The organism is Burkholderia catarinensis (genome assembly GCF_001883705.2).
Taxonomy (GTDB): Bacteria; Pseudomonadota; Gammaproteobacteria; order Burkholderiales; family Burkholderiaceae; genus Burkholderia; species Burkholderia catarinensis.
In genome coordinates, this window is sequence record NZ_MDEQ02000013.1 from 31,444 (window position 1) to 49,448 (window position 18,005).

General features: G+C 67.9%; 20 protein-coding genes and 1 tRNA gene. 11 read left to right on the top strand and 10 right to left on the bottom strand.

The window, feature by feature from the left end:
• Window positions 1-4: 4 nt before the first annotated feature.
• From BFF94_RS21290 to BFF94_RS21300, 3 genes are all read left to right on the top strand, one after another.
• The gene (locus tag BFF94_RS21290; RefSeq protein ID WP_128847563.1) at window positions 5-703 is read left to right on the top strand and encodes an ABC transporter ATP-binding protein; all 699 of its coding nucleotides are present in this window, start codon (window positions 5-7) and stop codon (window positions 701-703) included.
• A 21-nt stretch (window positions 704-724) separates the two neighbouring features.
• Window positions 725-1,879 (top strand): ABC transporter permease, encoded by a 1,155-nt coding sequence (locus BFF94_RS21295; RefSeq protein ID WP_128847565.1) that lies wholly within the window; start codon window positions 725-727, stop codon window positions 1,877-1,879.
• A gap of 289 nt (window positions 1,880-2,168) precedes the next feature.
• The gene (locus BFF94_RS21300) at window positions 2,169-3,335 is read left to right on the top strand and encodes an ABC transporter permease (RefSeq protein WP_128848242.1); all 1,167 of its coding nucleotides are present in this window, start codon (window positions 2,169-2,171) and stop codon (window positions 3,333-3,335) included.
• A 13-nt stretch (window positions 3,336-3,348) separates the two neighbouring features.
• Here BFF94_RS21300 and BFF94_RS21305 read toward each other — a convergent pair whose 3' ends face one another.
• Entirely contained in the window at window positions 3,349-4,680 is a 1,332-nt protein-coding gene (locus BFF94_RS21305; protein ID WP_128848239.1) for a carotenoid oxygenase family protein, read from the bottom strand.
• Window positions 4,681-4,695: 15 nt separating this feature from the next.
• On the bottom strand, window positions 4,696-5,331 hold the full coding sequence (locus tag BFF94_RS21310; RefSeq protein WP_219139794.1) for a DUF2239 family protein: 636 nt from the start codon (window positions 5,329-5,331) through the stop codon (window positions 4,696-4,698).
• A gap of 313 nt (window positions 5,332-5,644) precedes the next feature.
• Between BFF94_RS21310 and BFF94_RS21315 the strand changes: the two genes are divergently transcribed.
• The 7 genes from BFF94_RS21315 to BFF94_RS21345 all read left to right on the top strand — a co-directional run bounded on the left by BFF94_RS21315 (window position 5,645) and on the right by BFF94_RS21345 (window position 11,985).
• Window positions 5,645-6,985: an MFS transporter gene (locus tag BFF94_RS21315; protein WP_128843828.1), complete on the top strand. Its 1,341-nt coding sequence runs from the start codon at window positions 5,645-5,647 to the stop codon at window positions 6,983-6,985.
• A gap of 62 nt (window positions 6,986-7,047) precedes the next feature.
• The gene (locus BFF94_RS21320) at window positions 7,048-8,439 is read left to right on the top strand and encodes an enolase C-terminal domain-like protein (RefSeq protein ID WP_219139795.1); all 1,392 of its coding nucleotides are present in this window, start codon (window positions 7,048-7,050) and stop codon (window positions 8,437-8,439) included.
• Window positions 8,440-8,763: 324 nt separating this feature from the next.
• Window positions 8,764-9,075 (top strand): BufA1 family periplasmic bufferin-type metallophore, encoded by a 312-nt coding sequence (locus BFF94_RS21325; RefSeq protein ID WP_128843829.1) that lies wholly within the window; start codon window positions 8,764-8,766, stop codon window positions 9,073-9,075.
• Between the two features lie 38 nt (window positions 9,076-9,113).
• Entirely contained in the window at window positions 9,114-10,010 is an 897-nt protein-coding gene (gene bufB / locus BFF94_RS21330) for an MNIO family bufferin maturase (RefSeq protein ID WP_128843835.1), read from the top strand.
• The gene (locus BFF94_RS21335; protein ID WP_128843830.1) at window positions 10,000-10,779 is read left to right on the top strand and encodes an HvfC/BufC N-terminal domain-containing protein; all 780 of its coding nucleotides are present in this window, start codon (window positions 10,000-10,002) and stop codon (window positions 10,777-10,779) included. The genes bufB and BFF94_RS21335 overlap by 11 nt, the downstream gene beginning before the upstream one ends.
• Before the next feature lie 5 nt (window positions 10,780-10,784).
• Window positions 10,785-11,294: a DoxX family protein gene (locus tag BFF94_RS21340; RefSeq protein ID WP_128843831.1), complete on the top strand. Its 510-nt coding sequence runs from the start codon at window positions 10,785-10,787 to the stop codon at window positions 11,292-11,294.
• Window positions 11,295-11,343: 49 nt separating this feature from the next.
• Window positions 11,344-11,985 (top strand): DUF1109 domain-containing protein, encoded by a 642-nt coding sequence (locus BFF94_RS21345; protein ID WP_128843836.1) that lies wholly within the window; start codon window positions 11,344-11,346, stop codon window positions 11,983-11,985.
• A 22-nt stretch (window positions 11,986-12,007) separates the two neighbouring features.
• Here BFF94_RS21345 and BFF94_RS21350 read toward each other — a convergent pair whose 3' ends face one another.
• The 7 genes from BFF94_RS21350 to BFF94_RS21380 all read right to left on the bottom strand — a co-directional run bounded on the left by BFF94_RS21350 (window position 12,008) and on the right by BFF94_RS21380 (window position 16,039).
• Entirely contained in the window at window positions 12,008-12,649 is a 642-nt protein-coding gene (locus tag BFF94_RS21350; RefSeq protein WP_128843832.1) for a DUF1109 domain-containing protein, read from the bottom strand.
• On the bottom strand, window positions 12,646-13,521 hold the full coding sequence (locus tag BFF94_RS21355; protein ID WP_128843833.1) for a sigma-70 family RNA polymerase sigma factor: 876 nt from the start codon (window positions 13,519-13,521) through the stop codon (window positions 12,646-12,648). Before BFF94_RS21355 ends, BFF94_RS21350 begins: the two co-directional genes overlap by 4 nt.
• A 68-nt stretch (window positions 13,522-13,589) precedes the next feature.
• A tRNA-Ala gene (locus tag BFF94_RS21360) sits at window positions 13,590-13,665 on the bottom strand.
• A 66-nt stretch (window positions 13,666-13,731) separates the two neighbouring features.
• Window positions 13,732-14,085 (bottom strand): c-type cytochrome, encoded by a 354-nt coding sequence (locus tag BFF94_RS21365; protein ID WP_128843834.1) that lies wholly within the window; start codon window positions 14,083-14,085, stop codon window positions 13,732-13,734.
• Window positions 14,082-14,882: a BON domain-containing protein gene (locus BFF94_RS21370; protein ID WP_219139796.1), complete on the bottom strand. Its 801-nt coding sequence runs from the start codon at window positions 14,880-14,882 to the stop codon at window positions 14,082-14,084. Before BFF94_RS21370 ends, BFF94_RS21365 begins: the two co-directional genes overlap by 4 nt.
• Before the next feature lie 17 nt (window positions 14,883-14,899).
• Complete coding sequence (locus tag BFF94_RS21375) at window positions 14,900-15,484, bottom strand: SIS domain-containing protein (protein WP_128845865.1); 585 nt, start codon at window positions 15,482-15,484, stop codon at window positions 14,900-14,902.
• Between the two features lie 126 nt (window positions 15,485-15,610).
• Entirely contained in the window at window positions 15,611-16,039 is a 429-nt protein-coding gene (locus BFF94_RS21380; protein ID WP_219139847.1) for a YraN family protein, read from the bottom strand.
• Between the two features lie 46 nt (window positions 16,040-16,085).
• Between BFF94_RS21380 and rsmI the strand changes: the two genes are divergently transcribed.
• Window positions 16,086-16,964 (top strand): 16S rRNA (cytidine(1402)-2'-O)-methyltransferase, encoded by an 879-nt coding sequence (rsmI, locus tag BFF94_RS21385; protein WP_128845867.1) that lies wholly within the window; start codon window positions 16,086-16,088, stop codon window positions 16,962-16,964.
• Between the two features lie 81 nt (window positions 16,965-17,045).
• Here the strand turns inward: rsmI and BFF94_RS21390 are convergent, their stop codons facing one another.
• Window positions 17,046-17,657, bottom strand: coding sequence for a septal ring lytic transglycosylase RlpA family protein (locus tag BFF94_RS21390; protein ID WP_128845870.1), 612 nt, complete (start codon window positions 17,655-17,657; stop codon window positions 17,046-17,048).
• Between the last annotated feature and the right edge of the window lie 348 nt (window positions 17,658-18,005).

An 18,005-nucleotide genomic window follows, 5' to 3' on the forward strand; every position in this document is an offset into this window, starting at 1 on the left:
GAGCGTGAACGACGCACCTCCGCCCCTCGTCGAGATCAGCCACGTCGCGAAGTCGTACCGGCGCGGCAACCAGATCGTGCCCGTGCTGACCGACATCACGCTCGACATCGGCGAAGGCGACTTCGTCGCGCTGATGGGGCCGTCCGGCTCGGGCAAGAGCACGCTGCTGAACCTGGTGGCCGGCATCGACCGGCCCGACAGCGGCGAGCTGCGCGTGGGCGGCCTCGACATCTCGCAGCTCGCGGAAGCGCAACTGGCCGAATGGCGCGCGGCGAACGTCGGCTTCATCTTCCAGTTCTACAACCTGATGCCCGTGCTCACCGCGTTCGAGAACGTCGAGCTGCCGCTGATGCTCACGCACCTGTCGCGCCGCGAACGGCGCGAGCGCGTCGAGCTCGTGCTCGACATGGTGAACCTCGGCGACCGGACGAGCCATTACCCGTCCGAGCTGTCGGGCGGCCAGCAGCAGCGGGTCGCGATCGCGCGCGCGCTGATCACCGATCCCGTGCTGATCGTCGCCGACGAGCCGACCGGCGACCTCGACCGCGCGTCGGCCTCCGACGTGCTCGCGATGCTGCAGCGGATGAACGCCGAACTCGGCAAGACGATCATCATGGTGACCCACGACGCGCACGCGGCCGGCGCCGCGCAGTCGCTCGTGCATCTGGAAAAAGGGGAGCTGATCGATGGGCACGCCGGCTGACCGGCTGCGGGAGCACGCACGATGTATGTGCTGAAGCTGATCGCGCGCAACGCGCTGCGGCACCGGCTGCGCACGCTGCTGACCGTGCTCGGGCTGACCATCGCGGTACTGGCGTTCGGGCTGCTGCACACCGTCGTCGATGCGTGGTACGCGGGCGCGGCCGCCGCGTCCAGCGGACGGCTCGTCACGCGCAATGCAATCTCGCTCGTGTTTCCGCTGCCCGTCAGCTACGAGAACCGGATTCGCGGCGTCGACGGCGTGACGGCCGTAGTGCGCTCGAACTGGTTCGGCGGCATCTACCGCGACCCGAAGAACTTCTTCGCGAGCTTCGCGGTGTCGGACAACTATCTCGACCTGTATCCGGAATTCATCATCCCCGCGCAGCAGCGCGCCGACTACAACCGCGACCGCCGCGGCTGCCTCGTCGGCCGCCAGCTCGCGACGCAGTTCGGCTTCAAGATCGGCGACGTGATCCCGCTCAAGGGCACGATCTATCCGGGCACGTGGGATTTCGTCGTGCACGGGATCCTCGACGGCCGCGACGACTCGACGATCACGCGCCAACTGGTGTTCCACTGGGACTACCTGAACGAGACGGTGCGCCAGCGCACGCCGAAACAGGCCGACCAGGTCGGCGTATTCGTGCTCGGCGTCGCGAACCCCGACGACGGCGCGGCGATCGCGCGCAACGTCGACGCGGTGTTCAAGAACTCGCTGGCCGAAACGCTGACCGAGACCGAGCAGGCGTTCCAGCTCGGCTTCGTCGCGATGTCGAACCAGATCATCGCGGCGATCCGCCTCGTCTCGTACGTGGTGATCCTGATCATCATGGCCGTGATGGCCAACGCGATGGCGATGAGCGCGCGCGAACGGACGGCCGAATACGCGACGCTGAAGGCGCTCGGCTTCGGCCCCGGGTTCCTCGCGCTGATCGTGTTCGGCGAATCGGTGGTGATCGCGGTGGCCGGCGGCGGGCTCGCGATCCTCGCGACGCCGCCCGCCGCGAGCCTGTTCAAGCAGGCGGCCGGCGGCATTTTCCCGGTGTTCAGGGTGTCGACCGAGACCGTCGCGCTGCAGGCCGCGTGCTCGATCGCGGTCGGCATCGCGGCCGCGATCGTGCCGGCGTGGCAAGCGGCGCGCGTGCGCGTCGTCGAAGGCCTGCGGGCTATCGGGTAGTAGGGTCTGTTTACATATGGAACGTACATGCGAATGCCCGAAATCGCTCGGAGGGCAAGAAGTGAGGAGCGCCGTTTGGCCGTGCCAAACAAGCGACGAGCGACGCCGCCATACGGGCGATTTCGGGCATTCCCGTGACTTGAATTTTTTAATTTGGGGTTGCCACGAGAACGGCCGCTCGCCGCGTTGCGCTCCTTGCGAATACGTCAGTATTCGCGGCGTCACGCGCCTCGCGAGCGGCCGTTCTCGTGGCAACGCATGCACGTTCCATATGTAAACAGACCCTAGCATGGCGATCCTGCTCACCTACATCGCGCGCAACCTGTGGACCCGGCGGCTCACCACCGCGCTCACCGCGGGCGGGATGGCGCTCGTGATCTTCGTGTTCGCGACGGTGCAGATGCTCGACGCGGGGCTCACGAAGACGCTCGTATCGACCGGCGAACCCGACAACGCCGTGGTGATCCGCAAGGGCGCCGAAACCGAGATCCAGAGTTCGATCGACCACCAGCAGGCCAACGCGCTCGAGATGCACCCGGCTGTCGCGCTCGGCCCCGACGGCCGGCCGCTCGTGTCGAAGGAGGCCGTCGTGCTGATCTCGCTGGTGAAGACGTCGACCGGCAAGCCGTCGAACGTCGTGATCCGCGGCGTATCGCCGGCCGGCCTCGTGCTGCGCCCGCACGTGAAACTCGCGGCCGGCCGCCCGTTCGTGCCCGGCTCGTCGGAAATCATCGTCGGCAGCGCGATCGCGAAAGGCTTCAGCGGCACGCAGCTCGGCGACAGCCTGCATTTCGCGCAGCGCGACTGGACCATCGTCGGCATCTTCGACGCGGGCGGCAGCGGCTTCGATTCGGAAATCTGGGGCGACGTCGACCAGTTGATGCAGTCGTTCCGGCGCACCAGCTATTCGTCGATGGTGCTGCGCATCCCGAGCGCCGACGGCTTCGCGCGCTTCAAGGCCGACATCGACGTCGACCCGCGGCTGACCGACGAGGCGAAACGCGAACAGACTTTCTACGGCGACCAGTCGAAGGCGCTGTCGAGGTTCATCAACATCCTCGGCATCACGCTGTCGACGATCTTCTCGATCGCCGCGATGATCGGCGCGATGATCACGATGTATGCCTCGGTCGCGAACCGCGTCGCCGAGATCGGCACGCTGCGCGCGCTCGGCTTCAAGCGCATGAACGTGCTCGCCGCATTCCTGCTGGAAGCGCTGCTGCTCGGCTTCGTCGGCGGCGTCGCGGGGCTCGCGTGCGCGTCGCTGATGCAGTTCGCGTCGTTCTCGACGACCAACTTCCAGACCTTCGCGGACCTGTCGTTCCGCTTCGTGCTGACACCCGCGATCGTCGTGAAGACGCTGCTGTTCTCGCTCGTGATGGGGCTCGTCGGCGGGTTCCTGCCGGCGATGCGCGCCGCGCGGCTGAAGATCGTCGACGCGCTGCGCGCGCAGTGACGCGCCCGGCTGCTCACCGCTCGCGCGGCACCCACGCGCCGTGGAACCCGGCCGGCACGCGGCGCGGCAGATGCACGGTCGCGACCGGCTCCCCATCGATCGCGCGGGCATCGAGAATCACGACGTCGCTCGTATCGGTCGCCGCGCGATAGACCATCACCAGCAGCCAGCCGTCGTCCTCGTCGACGCCGCCGGGGCGCGGCACGAACACGGGCTCGCCGTTCTGGTCGCCGGCCGGCACCGCGTAATGCGTCGTCGTGCCGCGCGCGTGGTCGAAGCGCATCACGCCGCGCATTTCCGCGTTGTTCGGCTGCTCGACCGCATACAGATAGCGGTACTGGCGCCCGGTCCGGCTTTCGTTGATACGCGGCAACTCGATGCCGCCGTCGGCGAGCGGCCCTTCGTCGATCAGCCCGTTCGCCGTGTCGATCACGTAGCGCCACAGCTCGCCGACCGGGTTGTCGGCGAAACGGCCCGTACGCGTGTCGAGCCGCAGGAACGACGGATAGCGCACCGCATCGAGCACGATGCACGACGCGTCGCAGTCGTATGCGTTCACGACGTGCTGGATGAAGCACGGCTCGACGCCGAACCAGCACACGTCGCCGCCGTGGCGCGGGATCACGCCGATGCGCGCGGGCCGGTCGTCGTGCCAGCGCAGCGGCATCCGGTGGCCCTGCGCCAGCAGCGAGAAGTCGTAGCCGACATTCAGGTCGAGCAGCAGGCTGCGGGTCTCGGTAATCGCGAGGTCGTGCATCATCGACGGCGCGGGCAGGTCGACGGCGATGTCGACACGCTGCACGCCGTGCGCGTCGACGACGCCGTAGCGCAGCCACGGCGCGCGCCAGTCCGCGCGAAACGCGATCAGCTCGCCGGTCACCGGATCGACCTTCGGATGCGCGGTCATGCCGCCGCCGAAACCCGCGCGCCGAGCCGGCACGCCGAGCGAATCGAGCGTGGCCGTGATCGCGAACGGCGCGCCGCCCTCCGCCAGCGCGAGCAATTCGCCGGCATGCTGCAGCACGTTCACGTTCGGATTGGTGTCGGGCAGGTGCGGCGCCCGCGCGGGCGCATGCACGGCGGCCCAGCGCTGCGTGCGCGCCCAGCGGTTCCGGTAGCCGGTCGCGCGGCCGTTGTCGAACGCGATTGCGTGCAGCATCGCAGCTTCCGGCCACCACGACAGCATGTCGTTCCCTTCGAAGCGGCCACCCGGCGGATTCGGGCCGTTGCGCAGCAGCGTGCCGTCGAGTTCGCGCGGGACGGCGCCCGTCACGCGCAGGTCGACTAAATCGACTTCGTCGGCGACCGGCGCGATCGCGCCGCGGTTCAGGTCGAATACGGTCATCGCATCGGTGCTCCGTCAGCAGTCTTCGGCGGACGGCGGCAGGTCGCCGCGCGCCAGCGCAAGCGCATGGTCGCGCACGTCGTCCGGCCAGCCGGCGATCAATTCGACCAGCCGCGCCGGATCGTTCGCATACAGCGCCCGCGCGGCCTCCTCGAAGCCGGGCAGGTCACCCGCCATCGCCGACATGAAGTGGTACGCGCGCGCTTGCGCGTCGCGGCGCCGGTCGGCCGCCGCATGCGTGCGCCGCGCGTCCTCGACGAGCTTGCGCAACGCGACGGACGCGCCGCCCGGCTGCGCGGCGAGCCATTCCCAGTGACGCGGCAGCAGCGTGACCTCGCGCGACACGACGCCGAGCTTCGGCCGGCCGCGGCCGCGCTGTTCGCCCGCGCCGACCGCGTCGACCGGCTCGCCGGCGGCCCCGGATGCGTCGCCCGGCGGCGGCGCATAGCGCGCGCGGATATCGTCCGCCGTGCCGCGCAGGTCAAGGTCGATCGAGCGGCCGGTCGCATCGTCGAAGATCAGGATCGTGCCGGGCGTTGCGTCGCCGGCAGCCTGCCGGACCGCGAGCGCGACCGTCGCGAGCGGGCCCGACGCGAGCCGCCGATGGCCGTCGAAGGCCGTATACGAAGGAAGGAGCGTGGAGAGTGTCATCGTGGTCGCCCGCAGGCAGGAATCAGAATGACGCTATTTTTATCCGGGTATAAATGAATGTCAATATTATCCGGGTAAAAATATGACGGACACGCCCGCGCGGGCCAGGCCCGGCGCATCGATTCAAATGCTGAATCGATCAAGTCAGCAATTGGCATGAAGGTACAAATTCCGACATGACAGAATGGCCCGGACGCCACGCATGCATCGGCGTCCGGTGCCCGGCCTCCAGCCGGCGGCATCGACATACATAACGCGCGCACCGACGCGCCTGCCGCACGACGGCACCTTCCGCCCTTCGGAGGAGACAGTCATGAATCCGCTTCACGCGCTGCCGGCGTCCGCGTCGGCAACGGCCCGGCGCACGCGCGTGCGCTGGCTCGTGCTGGCCGTCCTGTTCGCGGTCACGACGATCAACTACGCGGATCGCGCGGCGATCGCGATCGCGGGCCCGAGCCTCGCCAGCTCGATGCACCTGAGCCATGTGCAAATGGGCTTCATCTTCTCCGCATTCGGCTGGTCGTACGTGGTCGCGCAACTGCCGGGCGGCTGGCTGCTCGATCGCTTCGGATCGCGCATCGTCTATGCGTTCAGCATCTTCTTCTGGTCGCTGTTTACGCTGCTGCAGGGTGGGATCGGCTTCTTCGGCGGCGCGGCCGCGTTCGCGCTGCTGTTCGGGTTACGCTTCCTGGTCGGCGCGGCCGAGGCGCCGTCGTTCCCGGCCAATAGCCGGATCGTGTCGACCTGGTTCCCGGCCTCGGAGCGCGGCACCGCGTCGGCGATCTTCAACGCCGCGCAGTACGCGGCGACCGTCGTGTTCGCGCCGCTGATGGGCTGGCTCGTGCACGCGTTCGGCTGGCAGTCGGTGTTCGCGGTGATGGGCGTGCTCGGCTTCGCGTTCGTGCTGGTGTGGAATCGCACGATGCACGACCCGAAGGACCACCCGAACATCAACCGCGCGGAACTCGACTACCTCGCCGAAGGCGGCGCGCTCGTCAACATCGACCAGGCGACGGGCAGACGCGGCGGCGGCCCGTCGATGCATCACGTGAAGGCGCTGCTGAAGAGCCGGATGCTGATCGGCGTGTACGTCGCACAGTACTGCATCAACGCGCTCACCTATTTCTTCATCACGTGGTTCCCCGTCTATCTCGTGCAGGCGCGCGGGATGTCGATCCTCAACGCGGGGCTGGTCGCGTCGATCCCGGCCGTGTGCGGGTTCCTCGGCGGGATTCTCGGCGGCGTCGTGTCCGATGCGCTGCTCAAGCAGGGCCGGTCGCTGTCGGTCGCGCGCAAGGTGCCGATCGTGTTCGGCATGCTGCTGTCGATGTCGATGATCGTCTGCAACTACACCGATTCGCACGTGCTCGTCGTGCTGTTCATGGCGCTGTCGTTCTTCGGCAAGGGGCTCGGCGCGCTCGGCTGGGCCGTCAACGCCGACACCGCGCCGCGCCAGATCGCGGGGTTGAGCGGCGCGCTGCTCAACACGTGCGGCAACCTCTCCAGCATCACGACGCCGATCGCGATCGGCTATATCGTCGACCGCAGCGGCTCGTTCAACGGCGCGCTCGTCTATGTCGTCGCGCACGCGCTCGTCGCCGTGATCTGCTACCTGTTCGTCGTCGGCGAGATCCGCCGCGTCGAGCTTCAATGAACGACGCGGGCCGCGCCGGCACGTCCGGCGGCCCGCGCGCCACCGGAACCAGGAGCGAACCGATGTCCGAATCCCGCCGTGCCGGCACGCCGCGCGTCACGCGCATGCAGGTGATTCCCGTCGCCGGCCGCGACAGCATGCTGCTCAACCTGTGCGGCGCGCACGCGCCTTACTTCACGCGCAACCTCGTGATCCTCGACGATAGCAGCGGGCACACGGGGGTCGGTGAAGTGCCGGGCGGCGAAGGGATCCGCCACGCGCTCGAACGCATGACCGATCTCGTGGTCGGCCAGTCGATCGGTCGCTACCAGGCGACGCTCAACGCGGTGCGCGCGGCGCTGTCCGGCACGGGCGCGTGCCGCACGATCCGGCACGAGGTGACGTCGGCCGGCGAGGCGGCCGTGCTGCGCCAGCCGCACGAGATCAACCTGCGGCTCGACAACGTGATCACCGCGATCGAGGCCGCGCTGCTCGACCTGCTCGGCCAGCATCTCGACGTGCCGGTCGCGGCCCTGCTCGGCGAAGGCCAGCAACGCGACGCGGTGCCGATGCTCGCGTACCTGTTCTACCTCGGCGACCGGCGCCGCACCGATCTGCCGTATCGCGACGAGACGCACGCGCCGGACCCATGGCTCCGGCTGCGCAACGAAGCGGCGCTCACGCCGGCCGCGATCGCGCGGCAGGCCGAAGCCGCGGTCGAGCGCTACGGCTTCGCCGATTTCAAGCTGAAGGGCGGCGTGATGGCCGGCGCCGACGAGATGGAAGCGATCGCGGCAATCAAGGCGCGCTTCCCCGACGCACGCGCGACGCTCGACCCGAACGGCGCCTGGTCGCTCGACGAGGCCGTCGCGCTGTGCCGCGGGCAAGGCCACCTGCTCGCGTATGCGGAAGATCCGTGCGGGCCGGAAGGCGGCTATTCGGGCCGCGAAGTGATGGCCGAATTCCGCCGCGCGACGGGGATCCCGACCGCGACCAACATGATCGCGACCGACTGGCGGCAGATGGATCACGCGGTGCGGCTGCAGGCGGTCGACATCCCGCTCGCCGACCCGCACTTCTGGACGATGCAGGGCTCGGTGCGGCTCGCGCAGCTGTGCCGCGACTGGGGGCTCACGTGGGGTTCGCACTCGAACAACCACTTCGACGTGTCGCTCGCGATGTTCACCCATGCGGCGGCGGCCGCGCCCGGCACGATCACCGCGATCGACACGCACTGGATCTGGCAGGAAGGCGACGCGCGGCTCACGCGCGAGCCGCTCGAGATCGTCGGCGGCAAGGTGGCCGTGCCGGAGCGGCCGGGGCTCGGGATCGAACTCGACATGGCGCAGGTCGAGGCCGCGCATGCGCTGTATAACGAGGTCGGCGGCACCGCGCGCGACGACGCGGTCGCGATGCGCTATCTCGTGCCGGGGTGGACGTACGATCCGAAGCGGCCGAGCTTCGGGCGCGGATGAAGGGGACGGCGGGCAGCGCGGCCGCCGTGCGGCCCGCACACCACGGTTGCCCAAGCTAGCCGGACCATCGATTACGCGCGGACGCCCCCGCGCGGCACGCGTGGCCCGATCGAAGAGCACACGAATCGTGCGACGCAAGATCGGGCAGCCGGCACACACGCCCCCACCCTGCACGCGCCTCCGCAGGCCGATCCAGGCGCTGCTGCCCCCCCTCGACGAGCGTCGAAAAAAATTCATCCTCGCTGTAACCAACTGTCGGGCTGCGACGAATTAATCAGCGTACCCACGATGGGTACCGTCCATCCCAACTACTGGAGAACAGCAATGTCGGCAAAGATCTCGATCAATTCGGCCCTTATCGTGAGCGCCGTTGCAAGCCTTCTGGCGACGTCGGTTCATGCAGCTCCGCTCACCGACGCCGAAAAGAGCGCAGCGGTGGCGGCCCACAAGGAGAAGTGCTTCGGCGTTGCGCTGAAGGGCCAGAACGACTGCGCGGCGGGCCCGGGCACGACCTGCCAGGGTACGTCGACGATGGATTTCCAGGGCAATTCGTGGAAATTCGTCCAGGGCGGCACCTGCGCGAGCATCCAGGTGCCGGGCGGCGGCCACGGCTCCCTCACGCCGATGAAGTCCTGACCCGGACGACGGGGGCGGCCATGCGATATTCCAGCGAAATGACGGCAGCGCGCCGGCGTGGCGCCCCCCGGCGCGCGGCATCGGCGCTCGTCGGTACCAGTTTCAAGCACCAACATCTGCCGTCGATTCTCGCGTGCGGATTGCAGGACGGATTCTTCGAAGTCCATGCCGAGAACTACATGGGTGCGGGCGGCCCGCCGCACCGCATGCTCGCGGCAATCCGCTCCGACTATCCGCTCTCCATTCACGGCGTAGGCATGTCGATCGGCGGGCAGGAATCGCTCGACATGACTCATCTCGCCCGCTTTCGCGACGTGGTGGCGCGCTATCAACCGGCACTGGTCTCCGAACATCTGGCCTGGTCGACGCACGACGGAACGTTCTACAACGACCTGCTGCCGTTGCCCTATACGCAGGCGACGCTCGACCGGGTGTGCGCCCACATCGACCAGGTGCAGGAAACGATCGGACGGCAGATTCTCCTCGAGAATCCGGCCACCTATGTCCGGTTTGCATCGTCGACGATGAGCGAACCCGAATTCATTCGCCGAATCGCCCGGCGGACCGGGTGCGGATTGCTGCTCGACGTCAACAACGTCCAGGTTTCGGCGGTCAATCACCGGTTCTCCGCGTCGGCCTACCTGGACGAATTTCCGCTCGAATGCACCGGCGAAATCCATCTGGCGGGGCACGCGGAGCAGCATGACGACGCAGGCGGGTTGCTGCTGATCGACAGCCACGATCGCACGGTCGCCGCTTCGGTCTGGGCGCTGTACGAACGCGTCGTCGCGGAAATCGGCCCGATCCCGACGCTGGTCGAATGGGACAGCGATCTGCCCGACTGGCCGGTGTTGCGCGCGCAGGCACTCGAAGCGCGGCGCCTCATGATCGGCGCTGAAGCGCTCGCGGCAGCGGAGGTGACCGATGAGACCTGAGCATCCGGAGCGCGAGTACGCGAGGCCGTTCGCGGCGGGCCTGACGAATCCGGCGCTCGCGATTCACGATGACGTCGTCGCCCGGCCCGGCAACGACGTGACCCGGCAATACGGTATCTACCGGAACAACGTCATCGTCAGCCTGATCGACGCACTCGTCGCGATCTATCCCGCCGTCCATCGGATCACGGGAGACGCATTCTTTCGCGCGATGGCCCGGTTTCACGTCAGGCAAACGCCCCCGACCTCGCCGCTGCTGTTCGAATACGGTCGCGATTTTCCGGCGTTCATCGAGTCCTACGCCTACGCTCGCGAGATGCCGTGGCTCGCGGACACAGCAAGGATCGAACGCGCGTGGCTCGATGCGTATCACGCCGCCGACCTTCCGGTGCTGTCGGCCCAGGCCTTCGCCGGGATCGAGCCGACGGCACTCGCGCAAATACGTTTCATCGTCCATCCCGCTGCCGGAATCGTGCGATCGGCCTATCCCGCGGTTGCGATCTTCTCGATGAATCGAACCGACGGGCCGGTCGAACCGCTATGTTCGAGCGCTCGCGAAGACGCGCTCGTGACGCGGCCGGCGCTCGACGTCATGGTGGCGACCCTGCCCGCGGGCGGCGCGACCTTCCTGACGAAACTCGTCGAACACGCGACGCTCGGCGAAGCCGCCGCGGCCGCATTCGAGGAAGCGGATGCGTTCGATCTCCCGCGCAACCTGTCCGGGATGATCGACGCCGGCGTGTTTACTGCCATTGACCAACGGAACTGACCATCATGTCGAACCTGCAACAGCACGAAGTGCCGCCGCACGCGCGCGGCACGCTCATCGCACTGATCGGGCAAGCCAATCGCGCGATCGAATGGCTCGCTCGCCCGTGGTTCGTACAACTCGCGCTTCGGATCGCGCTGGCCGTCCCGTTCTGGAAATCGGGGATGCTGAAGTGGCATGGGTTCCTGCAACTGAACGATACGGCGATCGACCTGTTCACGAGCGAGTTCCAGTTGCATCTGCCAGGCGGCCCCTATCCGTTTCCGGCGCCCGCCGTGGTCGCGTTCCTGTCCGGATGCGGCGAAGTGACGTTCCCGGTCCTGCTCGTGCTGGGTCTCGGGACGCGGTTCGCCGCCGCCGGCCTGCTGCTGATGACGCTCGTCATCGAGCTCACGGTACCCGACGGCTGGCCCATTCATCTGACCTGGGCCGCGATGGCACTGGGCATCGCAGCCTGGGGGCCCGGCAGGATTTCCATCGATCATTGGCTCGGCGACCGGTGGGCCAGGGCGTGACGGCCCGCGCAGCGTACTTCGTGCGCCATCCCGGCGATGAAAGCGAATGATGCATACCCGAGACCTGGTATCCCGGCTGGCGGCCAACCTGCATCCGGTCGCGCCCAATGCCGTGTCGCGGTCGCTCGGTCGCGCGCTGGTGTCGGGCCTGGTCGGGAACATCGCGCTGCTGGTCGCGCTCTACGGGGTGCGCAGCGACATGCCCGAACTGATCCTGACCGGCATGTTCTGGGTTCGGCTGGCGTTCCCGGCGGCACTCATCGTGACGGCAACGAGACTGGCCGAGCGCCTCGCACGCCCCGGCGCACCGTTTGCGTATGCATGGCTGGCCGTCGCGCTGCCGATCGTCACGATGCTGGCGGTCACGGCCGGCATCCTGCTCGCCACGCCGCCGGGTTATCGGCTTCAGTTGGTGCTCGGCTCGACATGGCAAGTCACGACGGCCGATATCGTGTTTCTTTCGCTGCCGTCGCTGGCCGTCATGATGCGCGCGATGAAGAAGCTCGCGCCGACCCGCCTTGCGCTGGCCGGCGCCAGCGCCGGATTTCTCGCCGGCGCACAGGGCGGGCTCGTCTATTCGCTCTACTGTTCCGAAATGTCCGTCCCGTTCTGGGGCGTCTGGTATGTGCTCGCGATCGCCATGACCGCCTGCATCGGGGCCACGGTCGGCCCCAGGTATCTGCGCTGGTAAGCGCGGCCGGATCTTGCCGCCGTCACCAGCGCAGCAGCCGCGGCCCGAGCCATGCGCCGAGTGCGGCGGGCAGCGCCATCCCGAGTACGTACCAGATACCCCAGAACGCCGGGCTCATTTCCGGGCAATGCAGGCAATACGCGATCGTCGCGATCGAACTCGCGAGCAGGCCGGCCACCGCTCCCGCGATTCCGAGACGCGTAGGCGCGAGCCCCTTGATTGCCCAGAAGATCGCGACGAAGCCTGGAATGGAAAGCAGCAGGATGTTGAGCGGGCACGTGCGCCACGTTTGTCCGAGCACCAGAAGCACCCGGTCCGGGGGCTCGGCCGACACCACGACGAACAGGCCGCCGACCCAGACCAGCACGACGGGAATCGCCATTTCGAGCCATCCGATGCCGACGACGGCACCCGGACGCGCGACCCGGGCGGCCGCGGTAAGCGCGCCGATCGCGACGCAAAGCGGAAACGCGAGCTTCTCCCAGAACCGGGCCGTCTGCATGACGCTCGCAAGATCGGGGCGCACCCCGAACCCGATCATCATCAAACACAACGCGCCGGCGGCCGCGATCGACAGCGCGATGCCGAAACGTCGAGCCGGCACATCGCGCTCCACCGGCGCGGTGCCGGTCGCCAGCAGGTTGACCAGATCATCCGTCTTCATACCATCCCTCGCACACGAGCCGCGAGTGCCTTGAGCCCACGGTGAATGCTGACCTTGACCGCCGATTCGGACAGGCCTATCGCTTGCGCCGCTTCGGCGATCGACAGCCCCTGCAACTTCACATGCTGGATCGAAAGCCGCTGTTTGTCCGGCAAGTGGTCAAGCAGTTTTTCGATGTCGCGACTTGCGGAGGTTGCCTCGTCGTCGGACTCTGAGAAGATTTCTTCGTGATCGTCGAGCGGCTCGTGCAGCGAATCTCGCCGCGCATGCGTCCTGAAAAAATCCATGAGCTTGTATCGCGCGATCGCGTGAACCCATGCGGTGAGCGGTTCGTCGGGGCGATAGGTATGGCGCGCATTGTGCACGGCCAGCAGTATCTCCTGGACGAGATCCTCGACGTCTTCGCGATACTGCGGGATCCGCTTGCGAAGGTAGCCGCGCAGATGCCGTGTCAATTCCGCCAGGAACGAACGATATTGCGCGGCGTCGCCGGCAAGACCGCCGACGAACAACGCCTTCAGCCGCGACTCGATGGTGTCCAAGGCAACGTCCTCGACTCTGTGTCGCGACACGAATCCGACCCGCGCCGCATCGGAACCGCATGGCCGGGCGCGGATTGCATCGACCGGCGGCAGCGGCACGTCCTCGCGCGATGCGATGCGATGCGATGCGATGCGATGCGATGCGATGCGATGCGATGCGACGATTGGCCAACATTTTACGCCCGTTCCGCACCCATTCGGCAGCAGGCAACGCGTCAGCCGCGGGCCGTTCGACGGGCCAGGCATGCTGCAGGCGTCTGCCGAATCACCGATCTTCGCGATGCCGTGGTTGTCGTCCGATCCCGCAACGCGGTCATTGCGCTTCGGCAACCGTCGCTCCGGCCGGCCTGGCCAAAAACAAAAAGCCCGATCTTGCGATCGGGCCTTCCAAATTCCGTTGGTGGAGCGGAGGAGGATCGAACTCCCGACCTTCGCATTGCGAACGCGACGCTCTCCCAGCTGAGCTACCGCCCCAACAGTCAACCATCATACACACGCATTTCCGTGCTTGGCAATAGGGGTTGCGTCACCCCGAATGCGTCACTTCGACGGCGCGCCGGCCAGCACCCATTCGACCACCGAACGGACGTCGGCGTCGCTCATGCGCGGATGCGCGGGCATCGGAATCGCGCCCCAGACGCCGGAGCCGCCCTCCTTCACCTTCTTCGACAGCTTCGCGACGGCCTGCGGATCCGACTTGTAGCGGGCAGCAATGTCCTTGAACGACGGGCCGACGAGCTTGCGGTCGACCGCGTGGCAACCCATGCATGCGTTGCCGCGCGCCACCTTCAGGCCGTCGCCGACGTCCGCGTGCGCGGCGCCCAACATGCCGGCCATGAGCACGGTGGCCGCGGCGCCCTGCGCCATCCACTGCTTCATCTGCACGCCCTTCATTGCGACGGCGCCTTCGGATTGCCCGGGTGCACGTTCGACGAATTCGAGATCGGCGCGGGCGGCTGCAGCGGCGTGGACTGCACCGATGCGTCGGGCACCGCGCCGACCGTCGCGGCATCCGCCGGCGCGGCGGCAGCCGGCGCACCGGACGCGCCGCTCGCCGGCGACGCGGCCTGCAGCGCCTGCGCGTCCTGCGGCTTGACGTACTGGAACACCTTCACGACCTTCTCGACGCCCGGCACCTGGCTCGCGGCATCCGCGCCGCGATTGCCCTCGTCCACCGTCACGAGGCCCATCAGGTAGAGGTTGCCGCGCTCGCTGACGACCTTGTAGTAGTTCGCCGAGATGCCCTTCGTCGCGATCAGCTCGGACTTCACGCGCCCTTCGAGATACGAGTCGTTCGCGCGCGACGACAGCGACGCCGCCGGCTCGACCGACAGTTCGTTGACGATGCCGTTCACGTTGTTGATGCCGCGCACGATTTCCTCGGCGCGCTGCTTCGACGCATCGTTCGGCACTTCGCCCGTCAGCAGCACGCGGCGGTTGAACACCGTCACGTTCACGTGCGACTGGTCCGGCAGCCCGTTGTTGATCTGCGTGAGCGACTTGACCTGGATCTCTCGATCTTCCGTCTGCGCGCCGAGCGTACGGCGATCGGTTGCGACCAGCGCGCCGCCGCCGGCCGCTGCGCCCAGGACCCCGAGCACACAACCCTGCAGCGACACGGCGAGGCCCGCCGTCAGCGCGGCGAGCAGTGTGGTTCTGACGAGCGTCTGTTTGACGCGGCTTTGATTCATCGACGGCTCTCCTTCGTTCAATCCTCACCCAGCAGCATCGCGTCGATGCCGTCGCACAGGCAGTGGATGGTCAGCAGATGGACTTCGTGGATGCGCGCCGCGCGAACGGCGGGCACGCTGATCGGAATATCGGTATCGGACAGCGCGGCCGCGACCGTGTGGCCTTCGCCACCCGTCAGCGCCACGACGGTCATCTCGCGCTCGTGCGCCTCGTCGATCGCCGCCAGCACGCGCGGCGATGCGCCGCCCGGATCGAGCACCAGCAGGATGTCGCCGGTCTGGCCGAGCACGCGCACCTGCTGCGCGAACAGTTGCTCGGCGGATGCCGCGCCCGCGAGGCCGGCCTGCGACGCATCGGTGGCCAGCGCGATCGCGGGCAGGCCCGGACGCTCGCGCTCGAAGCCGCCGACGAGCGACACGGCGAGGTAGTGCGCGGCGGCGGCCGACAGGCCGTCACCGCATGCGACGATCTTGTTGCCGTTCGCCAACGCGGCGAACATCGCGTCGACCGCGGCTGCGATCGGCAGCGACAGCGCGTCGGCCGCTTCGGCGTGAAGCGCGGCACTGTCGCGGAAATGTTGCTGAATACGTTCGACTGACATCGATTCCTGGTGAACTGGGCGCTTGGCACGCATCGCGCGACATCGTGGGTGCGGCGAGTTTACCGTACTCCGGCGCCCTCTCCGGGGGTCCGGCAAGAACTCTTTACATCTCGTCACAGCTCGCGGCTACGCATCGTCGGTACGAAATGCGTCGCGCAGCCACACGAGCCGCCCGGCCTCGAACGCGACGACGTCGAAACGGCACGCGGCACCGGCACCGTGCCGCGCCCAGAACTGCAGGGCCGCCGCGACCACGCGACGCTGCTTGCGCCAGCCGACGCTCGCGGCCGCGCCGCCATGCCGGGCACTGCGCCGCGCACGCACTTCGACGAACACGAGCATACCGTCGGGCTCGCGCATCACGAGATCGAGCTCGCCGCCGCGCATCGTCACGTTCGCGGCGACGAACACGAGGCCGCGGCGTTCGAGAAACTGCCGCGCTCGCTGCTCGAACGCCGCGCCGACCGGTTTGGATCGCGCCGCACCGGAAAAGTTGTCGCCCGTACGCGGCAAATCGCGCCCGTCGCCCGGCCGGGCCGGCGCCGCGTGGCACAATGCCGTCCTTGTTCCGCTTGCGCCGCGATTGCGCGCATTGCCTGCCATGACTGCCCTCCTCGAACTCGCGCGTACGCAGCACTACCCGGTCGCCGCGCTCTACGTGGTCGCCACGCCGATCGGCAATACCGCCGACATCACGCTGCGCGCGCTGCACGTGCTCGGCCTTGCCGACCGCATCGCGGCCGAAGACACCCGCAACACGGGCCAGCTGCTCGCCCGCTACGGAATCTCGAAGCCGCTCGTCGCCGTGCACGAGCACAACGAACGCGAAGCCGCGCAGCGCGTGGTCGAACTGCTGCGCGGCGGCGAACGCGTGGCCTATGTATCGGACGCCGGCACGCCCGGCATCTCGGACCCCGGCGCGCGACTCGTCGACGCGGTGCGCGACGCCGGCTTCGCGGTGATCCCGCTGCCGGGCGCGAGCGCGGCCGTGACCGCGCTGAGCGTGGCCGGCGACTGGGCCGGCACATTCACGTTCGCGGGCTTCCTGCCGCCGAAGGCCAAGCAGCGCGCGACCGCGCTGCAGGCGCTGGTGCCGCACCCGTATGCGCTGGTGTTCTACGAAGCGCCGCACAGGATCGCCGAAACCGTCGCAGCGCTCGCCGATGCGTTCGGCCCCGCGCGCCGGCTGCTGATCGCGCGAGAGCTCACCAAGCTACACGAGCAGCTGTTCCAGGGCACCCTGGCCGAAGGACAGACCTGGCTCGCGGGCGATGCGAACCGGCAGCGCGGCGAGTTCGTGCTGGTCGTGGAAGGCGCGCCGGCGACGAGCGGCGAAGCCGACGACACCGCGCACGACGCGCTGCTCAGACTGCTGCTGGAAGAAGTGCCGGTGAAGAGCGCGGCCAAGCTCGCGGCCGCGCTGACGGGCGCGTCGCGCAACACGCTGTATGCGCGTGCGCTGGCGCTGAAGGACGGCTGACGCGCGGCGGTGCCGCGCAGAAACGACAAAGGGCTGCCGGAAGGCAGCCCTTTGTGCACAAGCGGACGATCCGCCGCGTTGTTACTTCGCCGAGATCGACGCGACCATTTCGTCGCGTGCCTCGCGCGCTTCCTGCGGCGACAGCCCTTCGATCTTCACGCGCCCCGTGCCGGCGTGCACGAGGCCGATCACCTTGGCGGCCGCATACGACAGGTCGAGCACGCGACCACGCTTGAACGGCCCGCGATCGTTGACCTTCACGACGACCCACTTGCCGGTCGACGCGTTCGTCACCCTGATGTACGACGACAGCGGCAGCGTGCGGTGCGCGGCGGTGAGCGCGTTCATGTTGAAGCGCTCGCCGTTCGCGGTGCGGCGGCCGTGGAAATCCCTTCCGTACCACGATGCCCGGCCCGTCTGGCGGAAGTCGGACACGTCCTTGCCGTCAATCGGCTCGGCATCCGCCAGCGACGACTGCTTCGTGTCCTTGTTGCCGGCAGCCGGCATCGATGCCAGCGCGGAATCGAAATTGAGTTGCTGCTTGTTGTCGTCCGCCTTCGCGGCAGCGGCCGTCTTGTCGACCGCTTTCTTCTGGTTCGCGCTGCTGGTGGTCTGGCTGGATGGCACCGCACAGCCCGTCAGCGCAAAAAACAATGCAATGGTCCCGAATCGACTCGGAAAACGTAAATTCATCGACGTGTCGCCTTCTGGTTCGGGCCGCTGCTTCATGACGCAGACACGCGGCCCGGACGGCAAATGCGTGCACGCCCCGCTCGAATGCGAGCAGGCGGCTAGCATGGGCGCGGCTTTCGTCTAGGCCGCAACCGTCCTGATTAGCTTTCACGTCTGGCGCAACCTGTCCCCGGCAGCCTGACCAGACCCCTCATGCCGCCATCGAACATGGCTTTCACGTTCGCGCGCGTCGATACGACCAACGCACAGGAACGGCGGCACAGGCCTCATCCGGCGGCGCGGCAGCAGGGCCGCAGGCGGGCGCGCAGCACCCGGCCGGACAAGACGTGAGCACCGAATGCTCGGTGC

What these genes read in the sequence shown, in the direction of transcription:
- BFF94_RS21310 (WP_219139794.1), bottom strand. Translation starts at nt 5,331, where the DNA reads ATGACACTCTCCACGCTCCTTCCTTCGTATACGGCCTTCGACGGCCAT.
- BFF94_RS21300 (WP_128848242.1), top strand. Translation starts at nt 2,169, where the DNA reads ATGGCGATCCTGCTCACCTACATCGCGCGCAACCTGTGGACCCGGCGG.
- BFF94_RS21365 (WP_128843834.1), bottom strand. Translation starts at nt 14,085, where the DNA reads ATGAAGGGCGTGCAGATGAAGCAGTGGATGGCGCAGGGCGCCGCGGCC.
- BFF94_RS21340 (WP_128843831.1), top strand. Translation starts at nt 10,785, where the DNA reads ATGTCGAACCTGCAACAGCACGAAGTGCCGCCGCACGCGCGCGGCACG.
- BFF94_RS21320 (WP_219139795.1), top strand. Translation starts at nt 7,048, where the DNA reads ATGTCCGAATCCCGCCGTGCCGGCACGCCGCGCGTCACGCGCATGCAG.
- BFF94_RS21375 (WP_128845865.1), bottom strand. Translation starts at nt 15,484, where the DNA reads ATGTCAGTCGAACGTATTCAGCAACATTTCCGCGACAGTGCCGCGCTT.
- BFF94_RS21315 (WP_128843828.1), top strand. Translation starts at nt 5,645, where the DNA reads ATGAATCCGCTTCACGCGCTGCCGGCGTCCGCGTCGGCAACGGCCCGG.
- BFF94_RS21390 (WP_128845870.1), bottom strand. Translation starts at nt 17,657, where the DNA reads ATGAATTTACGTTTTCCGAGTCGATTCGGGACCATTGCATTGTTTTTT.
- BFF94_RS21295 (WP_128847565.1), top strand. Translation starts at nt 725, where the DNA reads ATGTATGTGCTGAAGCTGATCGCGCGCAACGCGCTGCGGCACCGGCTG.
- bufB (WP_128843835.1), top strand. Translation starts at nt 9,114, where the DNA reads ATGACGGCAGCGCGCCGGCGTGGCGCCCCCCGGCGCGCGGCATCGGCG.
- BFF94_RS21345 (WP_128843836.1), top strand. Translation starts at nt 11,344, where the DNA reads ATGCATACCCGAGACCTGGTATCCCGGCTGGCGGCCAACCTGCATCCG.
- rsmI (WP_128845867.1), top strand. Translation starts at nt 16,086, where the DNA reads ATGACTGCCCTCCTCGAACTCGCGCGTACGCAGCACTACCCGGTCGCC.
- BFF94_RS21370 (WP_219139796.1), bottom strand. Translation starts at nt 14,882, where the DNA reads ATGAATCAAAGCCGCGTCAAACAGACGCTCGTCAGAACCACACTGCTC.
- BFF94_RS21335 (WP_128843830.1), top strand. Translation starts at nt 10,000, where the DNA reads ATGAGACCTGAGCATCCGGAGCGCGAGTACGCGAGGCCGTTCGCGGCG.
- BFF94_RS21305 (WP_128848239.1), bottom strand. Translation starts at nt 4,680, where the DNA reads ATGACCGTATTCGACCTGAACCGCGGCGCGATCGCGCCGGTCGCCGAC.
- BFF94_RS21325 (WP_128843829.1), top strand. Translation starts at nt 8,764, where the DNA reads ATGTCGGCAAAGATCTCGATCAATTCGGCCCTTATCGTGAGCGCCGTT.
- BFF94_RS21350 (WP_128843832.1), bottom strand. Translation starts at nt 12,649, where the DNA reads ATGAAGACGGATGATCTGGTCAACCTGCTGGCGACCGGCACCGCGCCG.